Source organism: Pseudoxanthomonas daejeonensis, from assembly GCF_022637495.1.
GTDB classification, from domain to species: Bacteria; Pseudomonadota; Gammaproteobacteria; order Xanthomonadales; family Xanthomonadaceae; genus Pseudoxanthomonas; species Pseudoxanthomonas daejeonensis.
Genome location: NZ_CP093331.1, coordinates 2273809 through 2293094 on the forward strand (window position 1 = coordinate 2273809; position 19286 = coordinate 2293094).

1 protein-coding gene is annotated in these 19286 nt (G+C 68.9%); it reads left to right on the forward strand.

All coding sequences use genetic code 11. The annotated features are described in order from the left end of the window. Positions 1–489: 489 nt before the first annotated feature. Entirely contained in the window at positions 490–19254 is an 18765-nt protein-coding gene (locus MNQ95_RS10255; protein WP_241952806.1) for a leukotoxin LktA family filamentous adhesin, read from the forward strand. Positions 19255–19286 lie beyond the last annotated feature (32 nt).

Below are 19286 nucleotides of genomic sequence, written 5' to 3' on the forward strand. Positions count from 1 at the left end.
CCGAAGTCACCGGCTGGCGATCGACACGTGGATGGTCACCCGTGAAATCACCCCAACGCATTGAATTTGCTTGATTCCTTGTCGGTGCGGTTGGCCGGGGGCAGGCGCAGGGCCGAACCGGCGTCATGATAGTTTTGCGATGCGTTTCGCGGTTTGTGGAATAGCGGACGGTCCATTTCGGTCCGTTCCGCTCCAGGGGGAACCATGGGACAGCAGCATCGCACCGGCCGGCGCCTCGCGTCGGGCTGCCGCGCAGGGGAATGCGCGGCACCACCACTGACGACATCCCGTACGGCCGGCCCGGCGCATGCCTGGCTGGCCGTCGTCGTGCCCTCCGCCGGGGAGGCGGAGGGCATGGCGGTGCGATGGCCGCTGGCGGCCCATCGCTCCTACAACTGCTGATCCACCCCCCTCTGTTTTGCCGAACGGCCCGGATCGGCCGTGCCGTCACCGTCGGGCGCCTAAGCCCGGCTCACAGGAATTGATGCCATGAACAGCACCGGCCACTCCCGGACGTCCCGCCAAGGCAACCGCGCGAACACCCCCGCGCACGCGCTGAAGCCGAACCGCCTGACGATGGCCCTGCTGGCGACCTGGGGGGCGCTGCCCGCCGCGGCCCTGGCCGCCAACAACATCACGCTGACCGAGCGCAGTCCGGGCGTCACCGACACCGCCACCACGATCACCCCGCGCGGCGGCAATCCCAACGTCACCGACATCAAGACCACCACGGTCCGCGGCAACACCGGCTTCAACTCGTTCGGCCACTTCGAGGTCGACACCGGCAACACGGTCAACCTGTACGTGCCCGGCGGCGCCAACAACCTGGTCAACCTGGTACACAACAGCGCGCCGACGATCAATGGCACGCTCAACGGCCTGCTCGAATCCAGCGGCAAGATCGGCGGCAACATCTTCTTCGCCAGCTCGCACGGCTTCGTGGTCGGCGGCGGCGGCGTGATCAACGTCGGCAGCCTGCTGGTGACCACGCCCAGCGGCAACAAGATGCAGGAACTGCTGAGGGTCGCCAACGGCACCGACACGGTCGACAACAACCAGCTGGTGCTGGACCTGCTGGCCGGCAAGTACGACGGCGGCAGCGCCGGCGCGACCGTCAACGGCGTCATCAACAGCGCCGGCCGCGTCGACCTGTTCGCCGCTTCGGCCGTGGTCGCCGCCACCGGTGCGGTGAACGCGGGCGCCAAGGTGTTCGACGCGGCGGTCAACACCGACGGCAGCCTCGACGTCAGTGCCGCGGTGCGCAAGGACGGTACGATCAAGATCGTCGCCGACAACACGGTGGAGATCAGTGGCGGGTTGCGCGCGCTGATGGAGGACAACTCCGGAGCGGTGGTGCAAGTGGCCGCCGCGAAGGGCATCGAGCTGAAGGGCAGCGGCCGCATCGACACGCGCGCCGCGACCGCCGGCCTGGACGGCGGCGACGTGACCCTGGAAGCGCCGACGATCAAGCTGCTGGAAACCTCCGCCGTGGTGACCAGCGCCAGCGGCAACGGCAGCGCCGGCGACATCACCTTCAACGCCTACAGCGACGTCAGCTGCAGCTTCTGCAATGGCGATGCCGGCGACACCCAGACCATCGAGGACCTGGCCGACAGCCTCAAGACCCAGGCCAGCCCGTTGTTGCAGGCCAAGCTGGGCAAGGCGGAAGTGGTCATCGCCGCCGGTGCGGCGCTGGATGCCGGCCACACCGGTGCCGGTACCGGCGAGGCGGGCGACGTCAGCGTGCAGGCGTTCGCCTTCGACCGGCAGATGGCCGGCTTCGCCGAGGCGACCAGTTCGATCAAGGTCGACGGCAGCATCACCGGCCGCGACATCACCCTGCGCGCGGCCAGCGATGCGCATGTGTCGGCGGGCATCCTCAACAGCCTGCTCAACACCGGCGACCTGGCGTCGGACGTCAGCAACCTGGTGGGTTCGATCGGCGAGGAAGCGGCCTGGACCCAGCTGTTCGAAACCCTGCAGGAGTCGGTCGACTACCAGCGCGTCACCGACCTGGACCTGCTCGGCCTGGATCCGAACACCTTCAGCGAATTGACCGTCCTGCTGCCGTACGTGTCGGTGCTGATCGCGCGCGCCAACGCCGATGTCACGGTCAGCTCGACCGCCGTGCTCGATGCTTCGCGCAACCTGGACCTGCAGGCCGACAGCACCCGCCTGGTGCAGGCCTCGACGTTCTCGCTGCCGATCGTCAACAAGAAAATGCCGTTCAACTTCGGCCTGGCCTACGGGCGGATCGACGGTACGACCAAGGTCGACGTGCAGAGCGGCGCCGAACTGAATGCCGGCGGCAACCTGGGCATCCGCGCGCTGAGCAACGACACGCTCGACGTCATGGCCACCTCGGTCAACAACCATGATGCCGCCGGCAACACGCTCACCACGATGGGCATCGCCTTCAGCATGGCCCACAGCGACATCACCACCGAAGCGCTGGTCGCCAAGGGCGCCGAGCTGGACGTGGACGGGAACGTGGCCGTGGCCGCGCTGACCGAGCAGAACCTGTCCAACAGCGCCGACTTCAAGGCGATCGGCGATGGCGCCACCGGCGGCCCGGCGATCGCGCTGACCCTGTTCAACAGCAAGACCCGCGCGGTGTTCGACGCGAACCTCTCCGGTGCGACCGACCTGGCCGTGTCGGCGACCAACCTGGTCCACAGCCAGAGCAACAGCGCCGCCGTGCAGGTGGGCAAGAACGCGCTCAACCACCTCAAGAAGCAGGTGATGGGCAGCTCGCAGGTCAAGGGCGTCACCGACGCGCTGACCAACAAGGTCAAGTCGCTGTTCGGCATGAAGCCCAGCGCGGAGAAGGAAAAGCCCCCGACCGAGAGCAAGTTCCGCCTGGCCTCGGCGCTGGCGATCGGCATCTCCGACCACCAGGCCGAAGCGATCATCGGCAGCGGCAACACCGCCCCGGACATCGACATCGCCGGCAACCTGAGCCTGCAGGCGATGCAGCGCCAGTCCTCGATGCACAACAGTGCCGACAGCACGGTTAATGCCGATGCCGAGAAGGACGACGGCTCCAAGACTTCGATCAGCGTCGCCGCGGCCTACGACCAGATCAACCAGCAGACCCGCGCGATCGTCGGCGACGGCAGCAGCCTGAGCGCCGCGCGCATTGGCGTCGGCGCGCGCAACGAGCAGCTGCTCGACCTGGGCGACATCACCCGCTGGAGCTCGGTGTCGGACATCTTCGGCAACCTGAAGACGATCGCCGGCGGCCTGCCGGAGATCCCGGGCAGCATCTCCACCTCTTACGCCAATTCGACCAGCGAGGCCCAGGACCTGGGCATGGCCGGCTCGTTCGCGGTCAGCTACCACGCGCTGGATGCCACCGCCTGGGTCGGCGACAACGTCAGCCTGACCAGCACCGCCAGCGACGGCAGCGCCTGGAGCAGCAAGCCGCTGCTTGGCCTGGCGCCGTTCTACGACGACCAGGGCGATCCGGAAGAGGCTCGCGAGGAGCTGCGCAACCTGCAGTGGGACTGGGATGCGTCGCTGGCGGTGCAGGCCGACACCCTGGTCGAGCAGCTGTCGATCGCCGGCAACCTGTGGTGGACGCTGTTCAACGTCGGCGCCGATGGCGACGACGGCAAGGCGGTCGGTGGCGGCATCAACGTGCAGGTCGCGACCAACCGCAGCGTGGCCGGCATCGGCGCCAACGGCACGGTGGAGTCGGAGAAGGTCGACGTCTCCGCGCACCAGGACGAACTGTTCATCGGCATCAGCCCCTCGGCAGGCAAGGGCACCAGCGCGGCCGGCAACGGCGCGGTGGTGGTCGGCGTGGTCGATGCGAACGTCAATGCATCGATCCACCAGAGCACCGCGGTCACTGCCGGCCAGGTCGGCGTGTCGGCCCAGCACGATATCGGCCTGTGGAGCGCAGCCGGCGCGCTGGCGGTCTCGCAGGAGACCAGTATCGGTATTGGCGCGGCAGTCAACGTGCTGACCAGCGACGTGGAAGCGCTGGTCGGCGACAACAACGGCCGCGATGACGATGGCATCAATCTCTGGCGCCCAGAGTCGCTGGGCGATGGCGCCAACGGCGGCAACGCCAACTGGAGCGTCGACGAGATGCTGGTCGATGCGAAGAGCACCGGCCAGAGCGGCGCGTTCGGCATCGCCGGCGCGCTGGCGCGCAGCGAGCAGGAACAGCAGAAGCAGGACGAAGCCACCGAAGAGGACGGCGGCGGTGACAAGGGCCCGATGAGCATCCTCAGCGAGGAGGGTCTGAAGGTGCTGGGCAAGTACGCGCTCGGCCAGGCGGGCCTGTACGACGGCCTCGCGACGGCGGTCGACTACGGCACCAAGATCAAGGATGCGCTGACCTCCACGCCCGACAAGGTGGCCGGCCAGCTGGAAGGCGGCAAGGATGCGCAAAAGCCCGAAAACCAGATCGCCGGTGCAGGCTCGGCCTCGATCAACGTCGCCGGCCAGAACACCCGCGCCATCGTCAGCGGCATCACCCTCGATCCGCGCACCGCGGGCACGGGCAGCGATGTCACCGTGCTCGCGCTCAACCAGACCAACCAGTTCAGCGGTGCCGGCGCCGGCGCGCTGACCCTGGCCTCCGGTCCGAAGTCCGACCGCAGCTCGGCCGTGGCCGGCGCGATCGCCTACAACCACCTGTTCAACGAGACCGAGGCGCTGGTCGACGGCGTCACCTTCAACAACAGCGATTCGCTGGTCGTGCAGGCGGCCAGTGCCGGCGACCAGATCGCGATGGGCCTGGGCCTGGCGGTCTCCACCGGTGGCACCAACAACACCGCGGTGGCGATCTCCGCGTCCGGCGGCGCCATCACCAACACCACGCGTGCGGCGGTGGTCGACAGCGAGGTCAACCAGCGCGACGACGCCGGCAGCACCCAGACGATCGAGGTCTCGGCCTACGACCGCGCCCGCGTCCTGCTGGGCGGCGGTTCCTTCGCCGGCACCTCGGGCAGCGGCACCAGCGCCGGCGGTTCGCTGGTGATCGGCTACCTGGGCAACAAGCTCCAGGCCGAGTGGCTGGGCAGCGAGGCGCACGGCTTCGACCAGTTCGGCGTCGGCGCGTTCAGCGCCACGCGCGTGCTGGCCGGTGCGATCGCCGGCGCGGTCTCGGTCGGCAGCGACAGCACCGCCGGATCCGGGTCGATGTTCGTGCTGATCGTCGACAACGAGGTCAGCGCCAAGGTCGACAAGAGCGACGACAACGACCATTCGGTGCTCGAGGGCGGCGACGTCGAGGTCCTGGCCAAGAGCGTCAGCGGCTTCAGCGCGCTGGATGCGCAGTTCGACAGCGCGTCCACCTCGGCCCTGTCGAGCAGTGGCCTGGACCTGGACGGCAGCAGCACGGTGGCCGGCATCGAGGTGGAGCAGTCCACCGACGACAGCCTGTTCGGCGGCGACGACGACACCAGCACCAATCACAGCCTGTTCGACGGCGTCCCCGCCGGCGAGGCGATCCTGGGCATCGCCGGCAGCCTGTCGCTGTCCAACGGCAAGGCCGTGGGCGTGTCGGCCGGCGGCATCTACACCGGCAGCGACTACACCGCTTCGGTCGCCAACACCGACGTCACCCTGGACGGCGACCTCGACGTGCACGCGCTCAACAGCACCGAGGCGCTGGCCGCCGCGGTGTCGGGCGCGATCGGCAACGGCGACTCGGCCACGTCCGGGTCGATCACCGCGATCATCGCCCGTGGCACGGTCACCGCGACGGTCGACATGACCGGGCGCAGCAAGGCGCTGGAAGCGGACAATCTTGACGTCACCGCCACCAAGGGCGGCGGCGCCTACTCGCTGGCCGGCAACATCACCGGCAGCGCCGGCGCCAAGTCGGTCGGTGGTGCGTTCAGCATCAACGACATGGAGCAGGGCACCCGCGCCGAGGTCAAGGGCGGTACCTACGACCTGTCGGGCGATGCCACCATCGGCGCGGCGCAGCAGAGCCACATCATCACTGCGGCTTTGTCGGGCAGCGTATCGCTGAGCGACCTGGCGATCGGCGGCGCCGGCACCTTCAACCGCATCGCCGACACCACCACCGCAGCGCTGACCGATACCACTCTGGACGCGCGCAACCTGTCGGTGACCGCGAGCCAGCCCGGCCTGGGCGCGCAGATCTGGTCGCTGGCCTTCAACCTGTCCGCCAGCGGCGGCGCCAGCGCGGTCGGCGGTGCGGTCGCGATCAACCTGATCGACGCCGAACGCTCGGCCAAGGTCAGCGGCAGCACGGTCAACCTGACCGGCGACGCGACCCTGGCGTCCTCGCTCGACGGCGAGATCTGGGGCTTCGCGGTCGACGCGACCGGCGGCAGCGGCAATGGCGTGGGCGGCTCGATCGTGGTCAACAACATCGACGGCAGCGATACCGTGCTGGTCGAGGACAGCGACATCAGCACCACCAAGGCCGACGGCGAACTGAAGCTCGACGCCAGCGCCGGCAACGGCCTGATGATCGCCTCGCTCACCGGGTCGATCAAAGGCGGCGGCGGCAATGCGGTGGGCGGCGCGGTCTCGGTCAACCGGATCGGTGCCGACCGCAGCGCTCTCATCCAGAACGACGCGGCCAACACCATTTCCGGTTTCGGCGACGTCTCGCTGCTGGCCGGCGCGGACCAGGACATCTATGCGATCGCGGTGGCCGGCGGCGGCGCCGGCAACGTCGCGGTGAACGGCTCGTCGACCAGCAACATCCTCGAGGGCACCGAACGCGCGGCCGTGGAAGGCGGCAGCATCGATGCCGGTTCGTTGAAGGTGTCGGCGGCCGAGGGCGACCGCACCATCTGGAGCCTGGGCGGTGCGGTCAGCGGCGCCGGCAGCGTCGCCATCGGCGTGGCCAACGCCAACAACATCATCCTGGCCAAGCGCCAGGCCGAAGTCAGCGGTGCCAGCCTGACCCTGGACGGCACGCTGGAAATCGAGAGCGGCGGTGCGGCCCACATCCGTTCGGCGGCGGTCGGCGGTGGCGGTGGCGGCAGCTTCGCAGGCGGTGCCTCGATCGCGATCAACGTGATCGAAGGCGAGGAATCGGCGGCGCTCACCGGCAGCACCGTGCATTCGGCCGATTCGGTCAGCGTCACCGCCACCCGTGGCGACGCGGACATCAAGACCCTGGCAGGCAACGTGCAGGGCGGCGGCAGTGCGGCGGTTGGCGGCGCGGTGGCGATCAGCACCATCGGCCAGAAGCGCGACGCGAAGATCACCGACAGCACCCTGGAAATCGGCAGCGGCGCGATCGACGTGCTGGCCTCGACCAGTGGCCGGATCGACACGCTGGCCGTGGCCGGCGCGGGCGCGGGCGCGGGCGCGGGGGCCTTCTCCAACGCCAGCAACAACATCGCCGCGCGTACCGGCGCGGTCGTGCAGAACAGCGGCGGTACCGCGGGCAATGTCACCGTACGCGCCACCGACGACTCGGAGATCAACGCCATCTCCGGCGGCGTCGCCGTGGCCGGTGGTGCAGGCGCGGGCGCAGGCACTGCGATCAACCGCATCGAAAGCAAGATCGAAGCGGCCCTGACCGGCACGCGTGGCGCCGGCTGGAAGGTCACCAACCTGGCCGTCGACGCCGATTCCTCCAGCGACATCCTGTCGGTGGCGGTCGGCGGTGGCGGCGGCAGCGGCGCCGGTGTCGGCGCGGCGGTCGCCACCAACCTGATCACCACCAGCAGCAAGGCCCACGTCAGCGACGGGGCCAAGGTGGTCGCGCAGCACAACATCGGCATCAGCGCGAGCAACCACGACGCGATCCTGGGCATCGGCGCGGGCATCGCCGGCGCCGGCTCGGTGGCGGTGGGCGCGTCGGTGACGGTCAACCTGATCGAGACCCGGACCGAGGCTTATATCTCGGGCGCGACGACCGAAGTCAGCGCGCTGGGGCTGAGCAGCAGCGACACGATGACCATCGACAGCGGCGAACTGCTCAACGCGCCGCTGGACGACCGCGAGTGGTTCGACAAGTCCACGGTCGAGGGCGACCATGGCGACGACGAGGAATGGGTCGGGGGCGACCTGTTCAATCCGGCGCCCAACCTGGGCATCGGCCAGCGCACGTTCACCGGCCTGGCCGTGCAGGCCAGCAGCCTGCAGCAGGTCGGCCAGCTGTCGCTGGCCGCAGCGATCTCGGTGGTGCCGCTGGGCGGCGCCTCGGTGGCGGGCCTGTTCAATACCAGCGTTCTCGGCGGTGCGACCGAGGCGTATATCGACTCGGCGAAGATCAACCAGGCCGCCGGTGCCGGCAGCGCGCAGGACGTGCATGTCGGTGCGGCCAGCCATGGCTTCAGCGCCAGCTACGAGGCCAGCCTGGGCGTGTCGGCCGGCTGGGCCGGCGTGGGCGCCGGCGTCGACGTGCTGGTCAACCAGCGCACGACCCGCGCCAGCGTGAGCGGAGCGACGCTGGACAGCGTCGGCGACACCACCGTACAGGCCGAATCCACCCAGTACGCCAGCAGCGTGGTCGCCGCCGCCGGTGGCGGCGTGGTCGGTGCCGCGGCGGCGGCGCAGATCAGCATCCTCAAGGGCACCACCGAAGCGCTCGTCGGCGGTGGCAGCCAGCTCGACGTGGGTTCGCTGGATGTCGACGCGTCCGCATTGCAGGTCATCGCTCCGAACGTGGCGACGCTTGCCGCCGGCGTCGGTGCGCTGGGCGCGGGCTTTGGCATGGTCTACAACCAGAGCACGACCCGTGCCTGGGTCGGCGAGCCGATCGGCACCGACGGTTCGGCGATCAACACCCGCATCGATGCGGGTGGCGTGGATATTTCGGCCGATAACACCACGCGCCTGCAGATGCTCGGCGTGGGTGTCGCTGGCGGCGGCGCGGCGATCGCCGGCACCGCCACGATCGCGATCATCGAGACCGAGACCGAGGCCGGCGCGAGCCAGGCCGACTTCGGTTCGTCGGGCAACCGCATCGATCACCTGGACATCGACGCCAGTGATCGCCTCAAGGCCAACACCACGGTCGGTTCGGCCGCCGCCGGCGCACTGTCCGTCGGCGCCAGCGCGAACGTGCTGGTGGCCAACAGCGCCACCCGCGCGGTGCTGGACAACAGCAGCGTGTACGCCAGCGGCGATGTCGGGGTTGACGCGAACCGCACCACCGACGTCACCATGAACACCGTCACCGGTTCCGGCGGCACGGGCGTCGCCCTGGGCGGCAGCATCGGCCTGCTGGTGCTGGGTTCGGGCGCATCGACCCAGGTCAGCGAGGAGGGAGAGTCGTTCGACCCGATGGGCGAGCTGAACAAGGGTGGCAACGGCACGCTGTCCAAGCTCGATGGCATCGGTGACGACGATCGGGTTGGCGACATCACCTACGAAGACTACGTCTACAACACGGCGACGAAGGAGTACGAGCGCGTCGAGCGCACCGACGCAACGGCGAAGACCAAGCTCAACAGCAGCAGCAAGGCGACCGGCAGCGACCGCCTGCAGGCGTCCGCGCCGGCCAGCTACAAGCACGAGACCGTCGCCCGCATCAACGGCAGCACGGTGGTGACCTCCGGCGATGCCGGCGTCAATGCGACCGATCGCCTGGAGTCGAGCAACCTGGCCGGCAACGTGGCCGTGGGCGGCCTGGCCGGCGTCGGCATCGGCATGGGCCTGACGTTCTCCAACGCGCAGGTCAAGGCCGAAGTCCTGGGCGGGAGCCTGGACGCGAACGACGTCAGCGTTTCGGCGCAGTCGCTCGACCTGGGCGCTGCCCCGGCGGTGACGGTCAAGGCCGAGAGCGGCGCGGCCGGTGGTTTCGTCGGCGCAGGTGCCGCGGTGGCCGTGGCGGTCGTGGACAACCGCGTCTCGACCACCCTGGGCGGCAACATCGATGCCTCGGGCACGCTGACCGGGCGTGCGCGCGATGCGCAGGACATCCGGGTCGAGGCCCTGGGTGCCAACGTGGGCGGCGCCGCCGGCGCCGGCCTGGTGATCGGCGTGGCCAAGCACGACAGCGAGGTGTCGCTGGACGTGGCCCCGGGCGTATCGCTCGAAGGCGCCCGCATCGACCTGGCGAGCATCTCCGAATCGGCGGTCAGCCTGGTCGGTCGTGGTGGCTCGGGCGGCATCCTCGCCGGCGTCAACGCGACGATCATGGTGGCCAGCGACGACAGCGATTCCCGACTCACGGTAGGCGAGAACGCCGAGGTCCTGGCCGGCGGCACGCTGCTGCTGTCCGCCGAAGCGCGGCCGCACGTGGACATCTTCAGCGCAGGCGTGGCCATCGGTGGCCTGCTGTCCGCCGGCGGCACCGTCGCCGTCGCCGACAACACCGCCAATGCCACGCTGGACCTGCGCAGCGGTGCGCACCTGGCCGCGCGCGATGCCACCCTGGCCAGCCGCATCGGCCTCAATGCCGGGCGCAACAGCGCCGGGGTGCAGGCCTACGGCGTCAGCGGCGGCGCGGGCGTGGCGGTGAATGCCGTCGTCGCCACCGCGAAGAACGAAAGCAGCAGCAGCCTGACCAGCGCCAGCGACGTGGTGTTCGAGGGCAAGGGCGGCAAGTGGGACCTGGTGGCCTCCACCGACACCCGCCAGCGCGCCTGGACCACCGGCCGCGCCGGCGGCCTGGTCACGCTCGGCGCGCATGTATCGGATGCCACCGCCAACGCGACCACCGAGGTGCTGGTCAATGGCCTGTTCACCGGCAGCTATGCCGGCATGAACGTGAGCGCGAGCGCGGCGGTGGACAACCTGGCCGAAGCTTCCGCCGGCCAGGGCGGCCTGGTCAGCGGCGCGGCCTCCAGCGCCAGCACCCGCGACGACAGCACCACCCGCGCCGAGCTCTACGCACGTGGCCAGGGCAGCGATGCCGCCCGCCTGGGCGACCTGACCCTGACGGCGTTGCACCAGTCCACCTTCAACGCCTTCGTCGACAGCACCAGCGCCGCGGTGCTGGGCATGAGCGGCTCGTGGGCGAAGAACACGATCGACCTGGATACCCATGCCCGCCTGCTGGGCGGGTCGGACGTGATCGCCAAGAGCTACAACCAGGATGCGCGGAACAAGGCGATCAAGAACGCCAGCGCCAGCTACAACGTCCAGTCCGGTTCCGGCGGCATCTTCGACGCGGCCGCGGCCAGCAGCGTCTCGGAGCTGTACCTGGATGCGCAGAGCACCATCGGCGACAACGTGGACCTGGCGCTGTCGGGCGACTGGCGCAACCCGCAGAAGCTCGTCGTGCAGGCTTACAACGACGTCTACGCGCGCGATCGGGTCAAGCTCGACAGCGGTGGCGCGATCGCCATCGCCGACGCCGAGTCCAGGGTCGACGTGAAGCAGGCCGACGCCAAGGTGTCGGTCGGCAACGGCAGCGACCTGTACAGCATCGGCGACCTGGTGCTGTCGGCCAGCGGCCGTTACGACATCGAAACCTCGACCAATGCCAAGACCTGGGGCCTGGCCGGCGCGGCGATGGGCGACAGCCTGGCCAAGGTCGACGCGAACTACATCGTCGACGTCGGCGACGTCGACCTGTTCGCCTACGGCGACCTGAAGTTCCTGGCCGGTTTCGATGCAGCCGGGGCGATGAACAAGGCGACCCTGGTCGCGCGCACCGACCTGTGGAACAACACCGCCTTCCCGGTGGTGAACGATCCCGAAGCCGTGGCCTGGTACCAGCGCGACTCCAGCGTGAACCTGGCTTCGACCAGTGCCGGCCGTGCGGTCGGCGACGTCTACGCCTATGCCGGCACCGGCTACTCGGTGCTCACCGGCGAAGGCGTGGGTAAGGACCTGTACCGCGAAGGCATCGGCAAGGCGCTGGGCCTGTCGCTGGACATCACCGGCGGCGACACGATCAACGGCGGCCTGGCGGTCGTCACCGCCAACGGCAGCCTGGATGCGGGCGTCTACAGCCAGCGCCACCTGCGGGTCAGCGGGCTGAAGTACTTCATCGACGGAGTGGAAGTCACCGACCTGGGCAGCATCGACGCCAATACGACCGGCACCCTGACGGTGCGGCCGATCATCGATGCCAGCGAGGACGTCACCTGGTCGGTCCGCGAAGGCAACTACTCGCAGCTGATCAGCGACCGCATCGAGGAACTCCAGCGCCGCCTGTCCGACTATGGCCTGTCGCCGATCGAGAAGTCCGGCTTCCAGGCCGAGCTCAACCTGTTGACCCGCACCCTGGACAAGCTCTACGCCGACATGGGCGGCACCCCGGGCAGTGGCGTCAGCCTGCCGTCCCAGCTCAAGGTCTGGCTGCTGCAGGTCGACCCGATCCTGGCGCGCCCGGGCAACATCCACGTCAAGGGCGATGCGCTGGTCGGCCAAGGCAGCCTGAGCGCGCCGGGCGATGCCAAGATCGAGATCGCCAATGCCAGCTCGCTGTTCCTGGACATCAAGGGCCTGGAGATCCCCGACCGCGAGGGCGGGCAGGTGCTGTTCAACGGCGCCAAGATGCGGAACAACGCCGAGATCAATGCGGCCAACCGTCCTGGCCTGCTCGCGAACTTCGGTTCGATCGAGACCTCGGACAATTCGCCGCCGCCGGTGATCTCGATCATCAACAGCTACAACCCGGCCACCGGCCAGGTCGACGGATCCGGCCTGAAGGCGCCGGCGCCGGACATCTACGTCAACGGCAGGATCAGCAACCGTCGCGGCAGCATCGACCTGACCGCCTCGTACGGCAGCATCTACGCCAACGCGGACATCCGCGGCCAGAGCCTGAACATCAGCGCGGGCAAGGACTTCGTCCTCAACAACATGGACGGGTTCACCCACATCGGCGGCGACCCGGCCTACAACAACACCGGCGGCACGCTCAACCCGGCGAACTCGGCGACCGTGGCCGGCAACAACGTGGTGATCACCGCGCTGTACCTGAACATCAACGGCCTGGTCCAGAGCGGCGTGGCCGACTGGTCGGTCGTCATCGACGAAAGCGCCTTCAACAACCTGGCCAACCTGCGCGCGGCATGGAAGGCGGGCGGTGCGGCAGTGGTGCAACTGGCCACGACCGATGCGCGCCTGGGCCGGATCGGCTACAGCTACGACTTCAAGTCCGAGAGCATCGTCCTGGACCAGGTCGACATCGGTGGTGGCTACATGGAGCTGACCGGCCACATCCTCAGCACCGGCAACGGCCAGCTGCGCGTGCTCGACGGCTACAGCCAGGTCAAGGTGGTCAACAACACCATCCGCGACCTGACCATCTCCGGCATCGACCTGGGCAACGGCGTGCAGGGCCAGCTGCGGATCAACGACCTGGCCCGCAAGGCCGGCGACGACCGCGCCTGGTCGACGATCTACACCTACGACAACGGCCAGGTGCAGCGCTACGAGGGCTGGAGCAGCGAGATCCGGGTCGCAGACCCGTTCAAGGTCGGCAGCTCGGCGGGACGCACTGCCCAGTACGACGTCACCGACGGCCGGACCTACGTCTGGCTGCAGGGGCGCGACCGTACCGATACGCGGACCAAGGTCGAGTATTGGGACGAGTTCTGGGGCTTCATCCCCACCGGCGACGGCACCGAGCTCAGCAACGTCACCGTCAAGGGTGACAGCAAGCCGATCGACGGCGCCGAGTACATGGGTAACGCCAACCATGCCTACAAGGTCGACAAGTTCACGATCGACCTGCAGGTGCTGGCCCTGCGCCTGGCCGGCAGGAATGCCGAAGCCGATGCACTGGCGAATGCCTATCAGCGGGCCATCAAGGGCGATCCCGGCGCGGCGGAAATCCAGCCGTACCTGACTTGGCTGACCGAAGAGGGCAAGGTCATCAGCCAGCTCGACCAGGTGTACGTCACCGATGGCGAAGAGGTCATCAGCCGCACCAACGGCGGCTACTGCCGCAAGCATTTCATCTGGTGCCACGTCTATCGCACCACCCGCACCACGGTGTTCCAGACCGGCCTGCGCGAGATCGACCGCTTCACCGTGCTGGCCGACTCGCCGATCGCGATCGACTTCATCGGCTACGAGACCGGCCTGATCGACCTGACGTCCAAGGGCAACGTGACCCTGCTGGGCTCGCTGTTCAATGAGAGCGGCAGGACCTCGGTCAAGGTCACCGACGGCGCTCTGACCCAGGGCAACGATTCGGTCGTGTCGGCCGCCAACCGCCTGGAGCTGGAAGCGCGCGACGGCATCGGCAGCGTCGAGCAGGGGCTGCGCGTGCAGGTCGGCGACACCCTGTCGGCCTACAGCAGCCAGGGCGACATCAACCTGCAGGCGGTCAACGGCGGGCTCGACTTCACCCGGCTGGAGGCCGCGCGCGGTGACGTCAACGTGCTCGCCCAGGGCGACATCACCAGCAGCAACGGTGCGGCCGTCACTGGCGCATCGATCGGCCTGGTTTCGACCCACGGCAGCATCGGCAGCGCCAGCGAACTGCTGAACATCAACACCGGCAGCAACGAGCGCGCGCTGTTCAGCGCCGAGGCGGTCGGCGGCGTGTTCGTCGAGGAGACCAACGGCGACCTGTGGATCGACACGATCCGCGCTGGCGGCGACGTGCATGTGAAGGTGCGCAACGGCGACCTGCTGGATGGCAACGCCAACGTGACCTACGAGGAGCGTTCGCTCGACCAGCTGCGCGAGTTGTGGGAGGGCATGGGCCTGACCGGCGCCAAGGCCGACGAAGCGCTGCTCCTGCAGAAGGAGTCGCTGGTCCGCGCCGGCAACCAGCGTTACGCCCGCTACTGGCAGATGCGCAACGTCCGCCTGGACAACGGCAGCTGGGTCGCGGATTCCTACAATCCGTCCCAGGCCGACTTCAGTGCCGACCAGGTCGCGCAGATGCGCGCACTGGGCTGGAGCGATGCGCGCATCGCCGAGGCGCAGGCACAGCAGCAGACCGAGTACGCGAAGTGGAACGCCGAGTTCGGCGGTGCGACCTATGCGTCCGCCTACGAGTACGAACTTTCGGCCACCGAGCTGACCGCGCTGGAGTCCACTTCGCACTGGACCGAGGACGAACTGCGCTATTCGGTGTCCGCCAGCCTGCTCAACCGCGGCAGTGGCGGCTCCGGCCGGATCGAGGGAATGAATGTCGAAGGCCGCAACGTCACGCTGGAGGCCAACAAGATCGGCCGCCTGCTCGACGAGGACGTGGTGATCGACCTGAGCCAGGGTCCGGTCTCGCTGACCCCGGCGCAGCGTGCCGCGCTGGCTTCGGCCGAGTACGACGACATCTACTTCGACGACGACACCAACCCGACCCTGATCCGCATCGTCCAGCGCGACGACGTGAACATCCGGGCCACTGGCGATATCCGCGCCACGGCGCTCGGCGACGTGTACCTGGGCGGCGATCGCGACTTCAACATCTACGACGTCAACGGCCACACCGTCCACATCAAGACCGACGGCAGCATCAGCAGTGCCAATGGCACCAATGTCGTCGTGCGCGGCCATGACGTGGTGCTGGAGGCCGCCGGTGGCACCATCGGAGGCGATCCGGTCGGCGGCGACGGCAGCCTGCACACCGCCATCGATGGCGAGCTGACGGCACGTGCCAAGGTCGTGGACCTGGTCAACCATGGCGACCTCAGCATCCAGCGCATCACCGGCACCGATGCCCTGCGCCTGCGCGTGCTGGGCAACCTGTCGGCGACGACCCAGCTGGGCGAGAACCTGCTGGGTGGCAGCATCGACCTGTGGGTCACCGGCAATGCCGGCGACGCCCTGTCGCGGATCCAGCTCGGTACCGGCGGCCTGGCCGACCGGATCAACCTGGACATCGGTGGCAACGCGTGGATCGGCGGCCTGCAGGGCGCGCTGGGCCTGCCGGGCGTACTGCGCTTCGGCAACGTCGAGGTGGGCGGCCTGCTCGACATCGGCCAGACCACCGACCTGTGGCAGTACGGCGACTGGAACGTCGGCGGCCTGTCGCTGGACCTGGGCAACCTGTGGCGGATGCAGGCCGGAACCTCGCTGTTCGCTGGCAGCGGCATCTATGCCCGCGTCGACGGCGACGCCGAGCTGGGCGACATCGAAGCCGGCGACGCAGGTGCGTCGATCGACATCGAGGCCTACCGCCTGTCCGCCTCGCACGATGGCGCGCAGTGGCTGGCCGACGACCGGCTGCGCCTGCGCGCTGCCGGTGGCGACATCGGCCAGGTCACGCGTTACGTGACCCTCGGTGCGCAGCGCCTGGACGTGGCGAGCATCCCCGGCAGCGTGTACGCGAACCTGCTGGGTGGGATCGGCGCTGGCAGCATCGCCAGTGCCGGCAGCCAGTGGCTGACGACGCTGGGCAACGTCTCGCTGGACCAGGTCCGCAGCGGGGGCGGCGACATCTACCTCAGCGGCACCGGCGTGGTGTCGATCGCGGACCTGTTCGCGCAGGGTGCGCTCGACCTGCAGGGCCAGGATCTGGTCCTGGGCACGGCCGAGAGCCGCACCGGCGACACGGACATCGTCGTGACCGGCAGCCTGGAAGCGGGCGACCTGACGGTCGGCGGCAACTGGACGCTGGATGCGACCACGGCCGACATCGGCACGGCCGACGTGGTTGGCGATGCGGACCAGGTGGTCGGTACGCTGACCCAGCAGCAGCTGATGGTGGGCGGCGACTGGACGCTGGTGGCCGACGAGGCCGACGTCGTCGCTGCGACGATCCAGGGCCATGCCACGCAGCAGGCCGGTCGCCTGGGCATGGACACGCTGGCCGTGGGTGGCAACTGGCAGCTGGACGGTGGCGACGCGGTGGTCGCGAGCGCGCAGGTCGGTGGTTCGGTCAACCAGGACGTGGATGCACTGACGCTGGGCGACCTGACGGTGGGCGGCAACTGGACGCTGGATGCGGCCACGGCCGACATCGGCACGGCCGACGTGGTTGGCGATGCGGACCAGGTGGTCGGCGCGCTGACCCAGCAGCAGCTGAGGGTGGGCGGCGACTGGACGCTGGAGGCCAACGAGGCCGACATCGTCGCGGCGACGATCCAGGGCAATGCCACGCAGCAGGCCGGCCGCCTCGGCATGGATACGCTGGCCGTGGGTGGCAACTGGCAGCTGGACGGTGGCGACGCGGTGATCGAGCAGGCCACGGTGGCCGGCGATGTCGATGTCACGCTGGCGGGCGATCTCTCGCTGGGTTCGCTGGATGCGAGCTCGACCCGGATCACCGCAGGCAACGCATCGCGGATCGGCCGGCTTGGCATCGATGGGGACCTGCTGTTGCAGGTCGCCAACAACCTGTCGCTGGGCCAGGCCCGGGTGAGCAACGATGCGGTCCTGCGCCACACCGGCGCGAATGGCACGCTCGTCTACGGCGAGCTGGATATCGGCAACACGCTGGAAGTGACCGGTGCAGGCGACTGGACCGGAGGCACGGCGACGGCCGGTGCCGACGTGCTCTTCGACGTCGGCAGCGCCAACCTGCAACGGCTGGAAAGCCTGCGTGGCGACCTGTTGCTGCAGGCACAGCGGCAGTTCGCCGCTGGCGCACTCGCCACGCCGCAGGGCCTGATCGACCTGGTCGCCGGCAGCATCGACGTCGGCACCGCCGACGCCGCGGCCACGCTGGACATGCACGTCACCGGTGGCCCCCTGCGCATCCTGCACGGCCACAGCGGCGGCAACCTGACCCTGACCGCGGCCACCGGCTCGCTGGCCGAGATCCACTTCGGCACCCCGGCCGATCCGGATGCGGTCGACGGACTGTCGACCGCGCACCTGAAGTCGGGTGCCGACATCCTCGTGCGCACCGACGGCGACCTGTACGGCGGCAACGCCGAGGCCGAAGGCCTGGTCACCCTGATCGGCCGCAACATGCGTCTGGGCCGGGTGCAGAGCCTGCAGGGTGATGTGTTCCTGCAGGCCGAACAGGACATCTGGGGCCTGCTGGTAGAGGCGCAGGGCGACGTCGGCATCGTTGCCGGCGGCAACCTGGACATGCCCGACGTGCGCTTCGGCGGCACCTACTCGCTGAAGGCGGGCAAGGACCTGACCGTCGGCATCGGCGGCGACCTCAACGTACGCGGCGTTGCCGAGGCGGGGCGTAACCTGACCTTCAACGTCGGTGGCGACGTGGACCTGGCCGCGATCAAGGCCGGGCGCAACGTGCTGGTCAATGCGGGGGGCTCGATCCACCTGGACGAAGGCATCGAGGCCGGCGGCGACATCGACCTGCTCGCACGCCGCGGCAGCGTCAGCAGCGGTGGCCTGATCCACTCGAGCGGCCAGCATGATGGCCAGCCGACCAGCGGCGAGATCCGTGTCACCGCCGCCGGTGATGTCGACGTGGCCGGGTTCCAGGCCGATGCCGGCAACATCGATGTCGACGGCCGCAGCCTGAGCATCGGTTCACTGCTGGCCAGTGGCGACATCGACCTGCTGGGGCGTGGCTTCATCCACGTCGGTAGCAGCCGCAGCGGCGGCCGCCAGGACTGGCGTGCGGACGAGGACATCGCGTTCGACCAGCTGCTGGCGGGCACCCAGGCCTACCTGGACAGCCTGCTCGACACGCGCGGCAGGCTGCTTTCGGCCGGTGCCGGCGCGGTGGTCAATGCCGGCTGGCGCAGCGGCGTGGCCAGCGAAGCCACGGTCTGGATCGACCAGGCGTTCATGCCGACCCTGAGCGTGCATTCGGGCAACCGGATCCACGTCGGCGACGCCAACATCGGCCAGGCGGTCGACCTGCACGGTCGCGACATCGAACTGTACGGACGGCATACCGGCACGGGCAGCCTGAACCTGTGGGTCGAGGGCAGCGGCGCGGTGGCAGCGCAGCGTTTCGACGCGGTGATCGACGCCGGCGCGATCCTCGTGCCGCGGCTGTACGCGGTCGATGGGACGCTGCGCACCACGGCCGACCTGGTGGTGATCGAGGACGCCAGCCACGTCGACTACCTGCGCCTGCACACCGCCAACGCCAACGTGCTTATGGACAACACCACGCCTCTGTACCAGGCCGGTGCGGACGTCCAGCTGTACGAACTGGACAGGCAGTTCCGCCTGGCCCAGGCGGGCCTTGTCACGAGCACCAACTCCTACGTCGTGCATCGCCGCTTTACCCACCAGGTGCTGGTCCCGAACTTCCATTCGCCGCACGTGGACACGCTGCTCGAGTTCCAGCGCAACAGCGGAGCCCGCTATGGCGAACAGCACCTGTCGGCGGGCTTCACCGACCAGCGCCTGGGCGACCTGCCCTCGCAGCTGTACTCCGACGGCGATGCCCCGGAAGGCTGGGAACTGACCTGGAGCAACCTGCCCGCCAGCCTGCGCATGCAGCTGTCGGGGGATGGCAGCGAAGGCGACACGAAGGAAGAAGAACGCAACCTGGGAGCGATGCTGTGGTGATTTCGAAGGGGCGGTACGGATTGCGCCTGGCC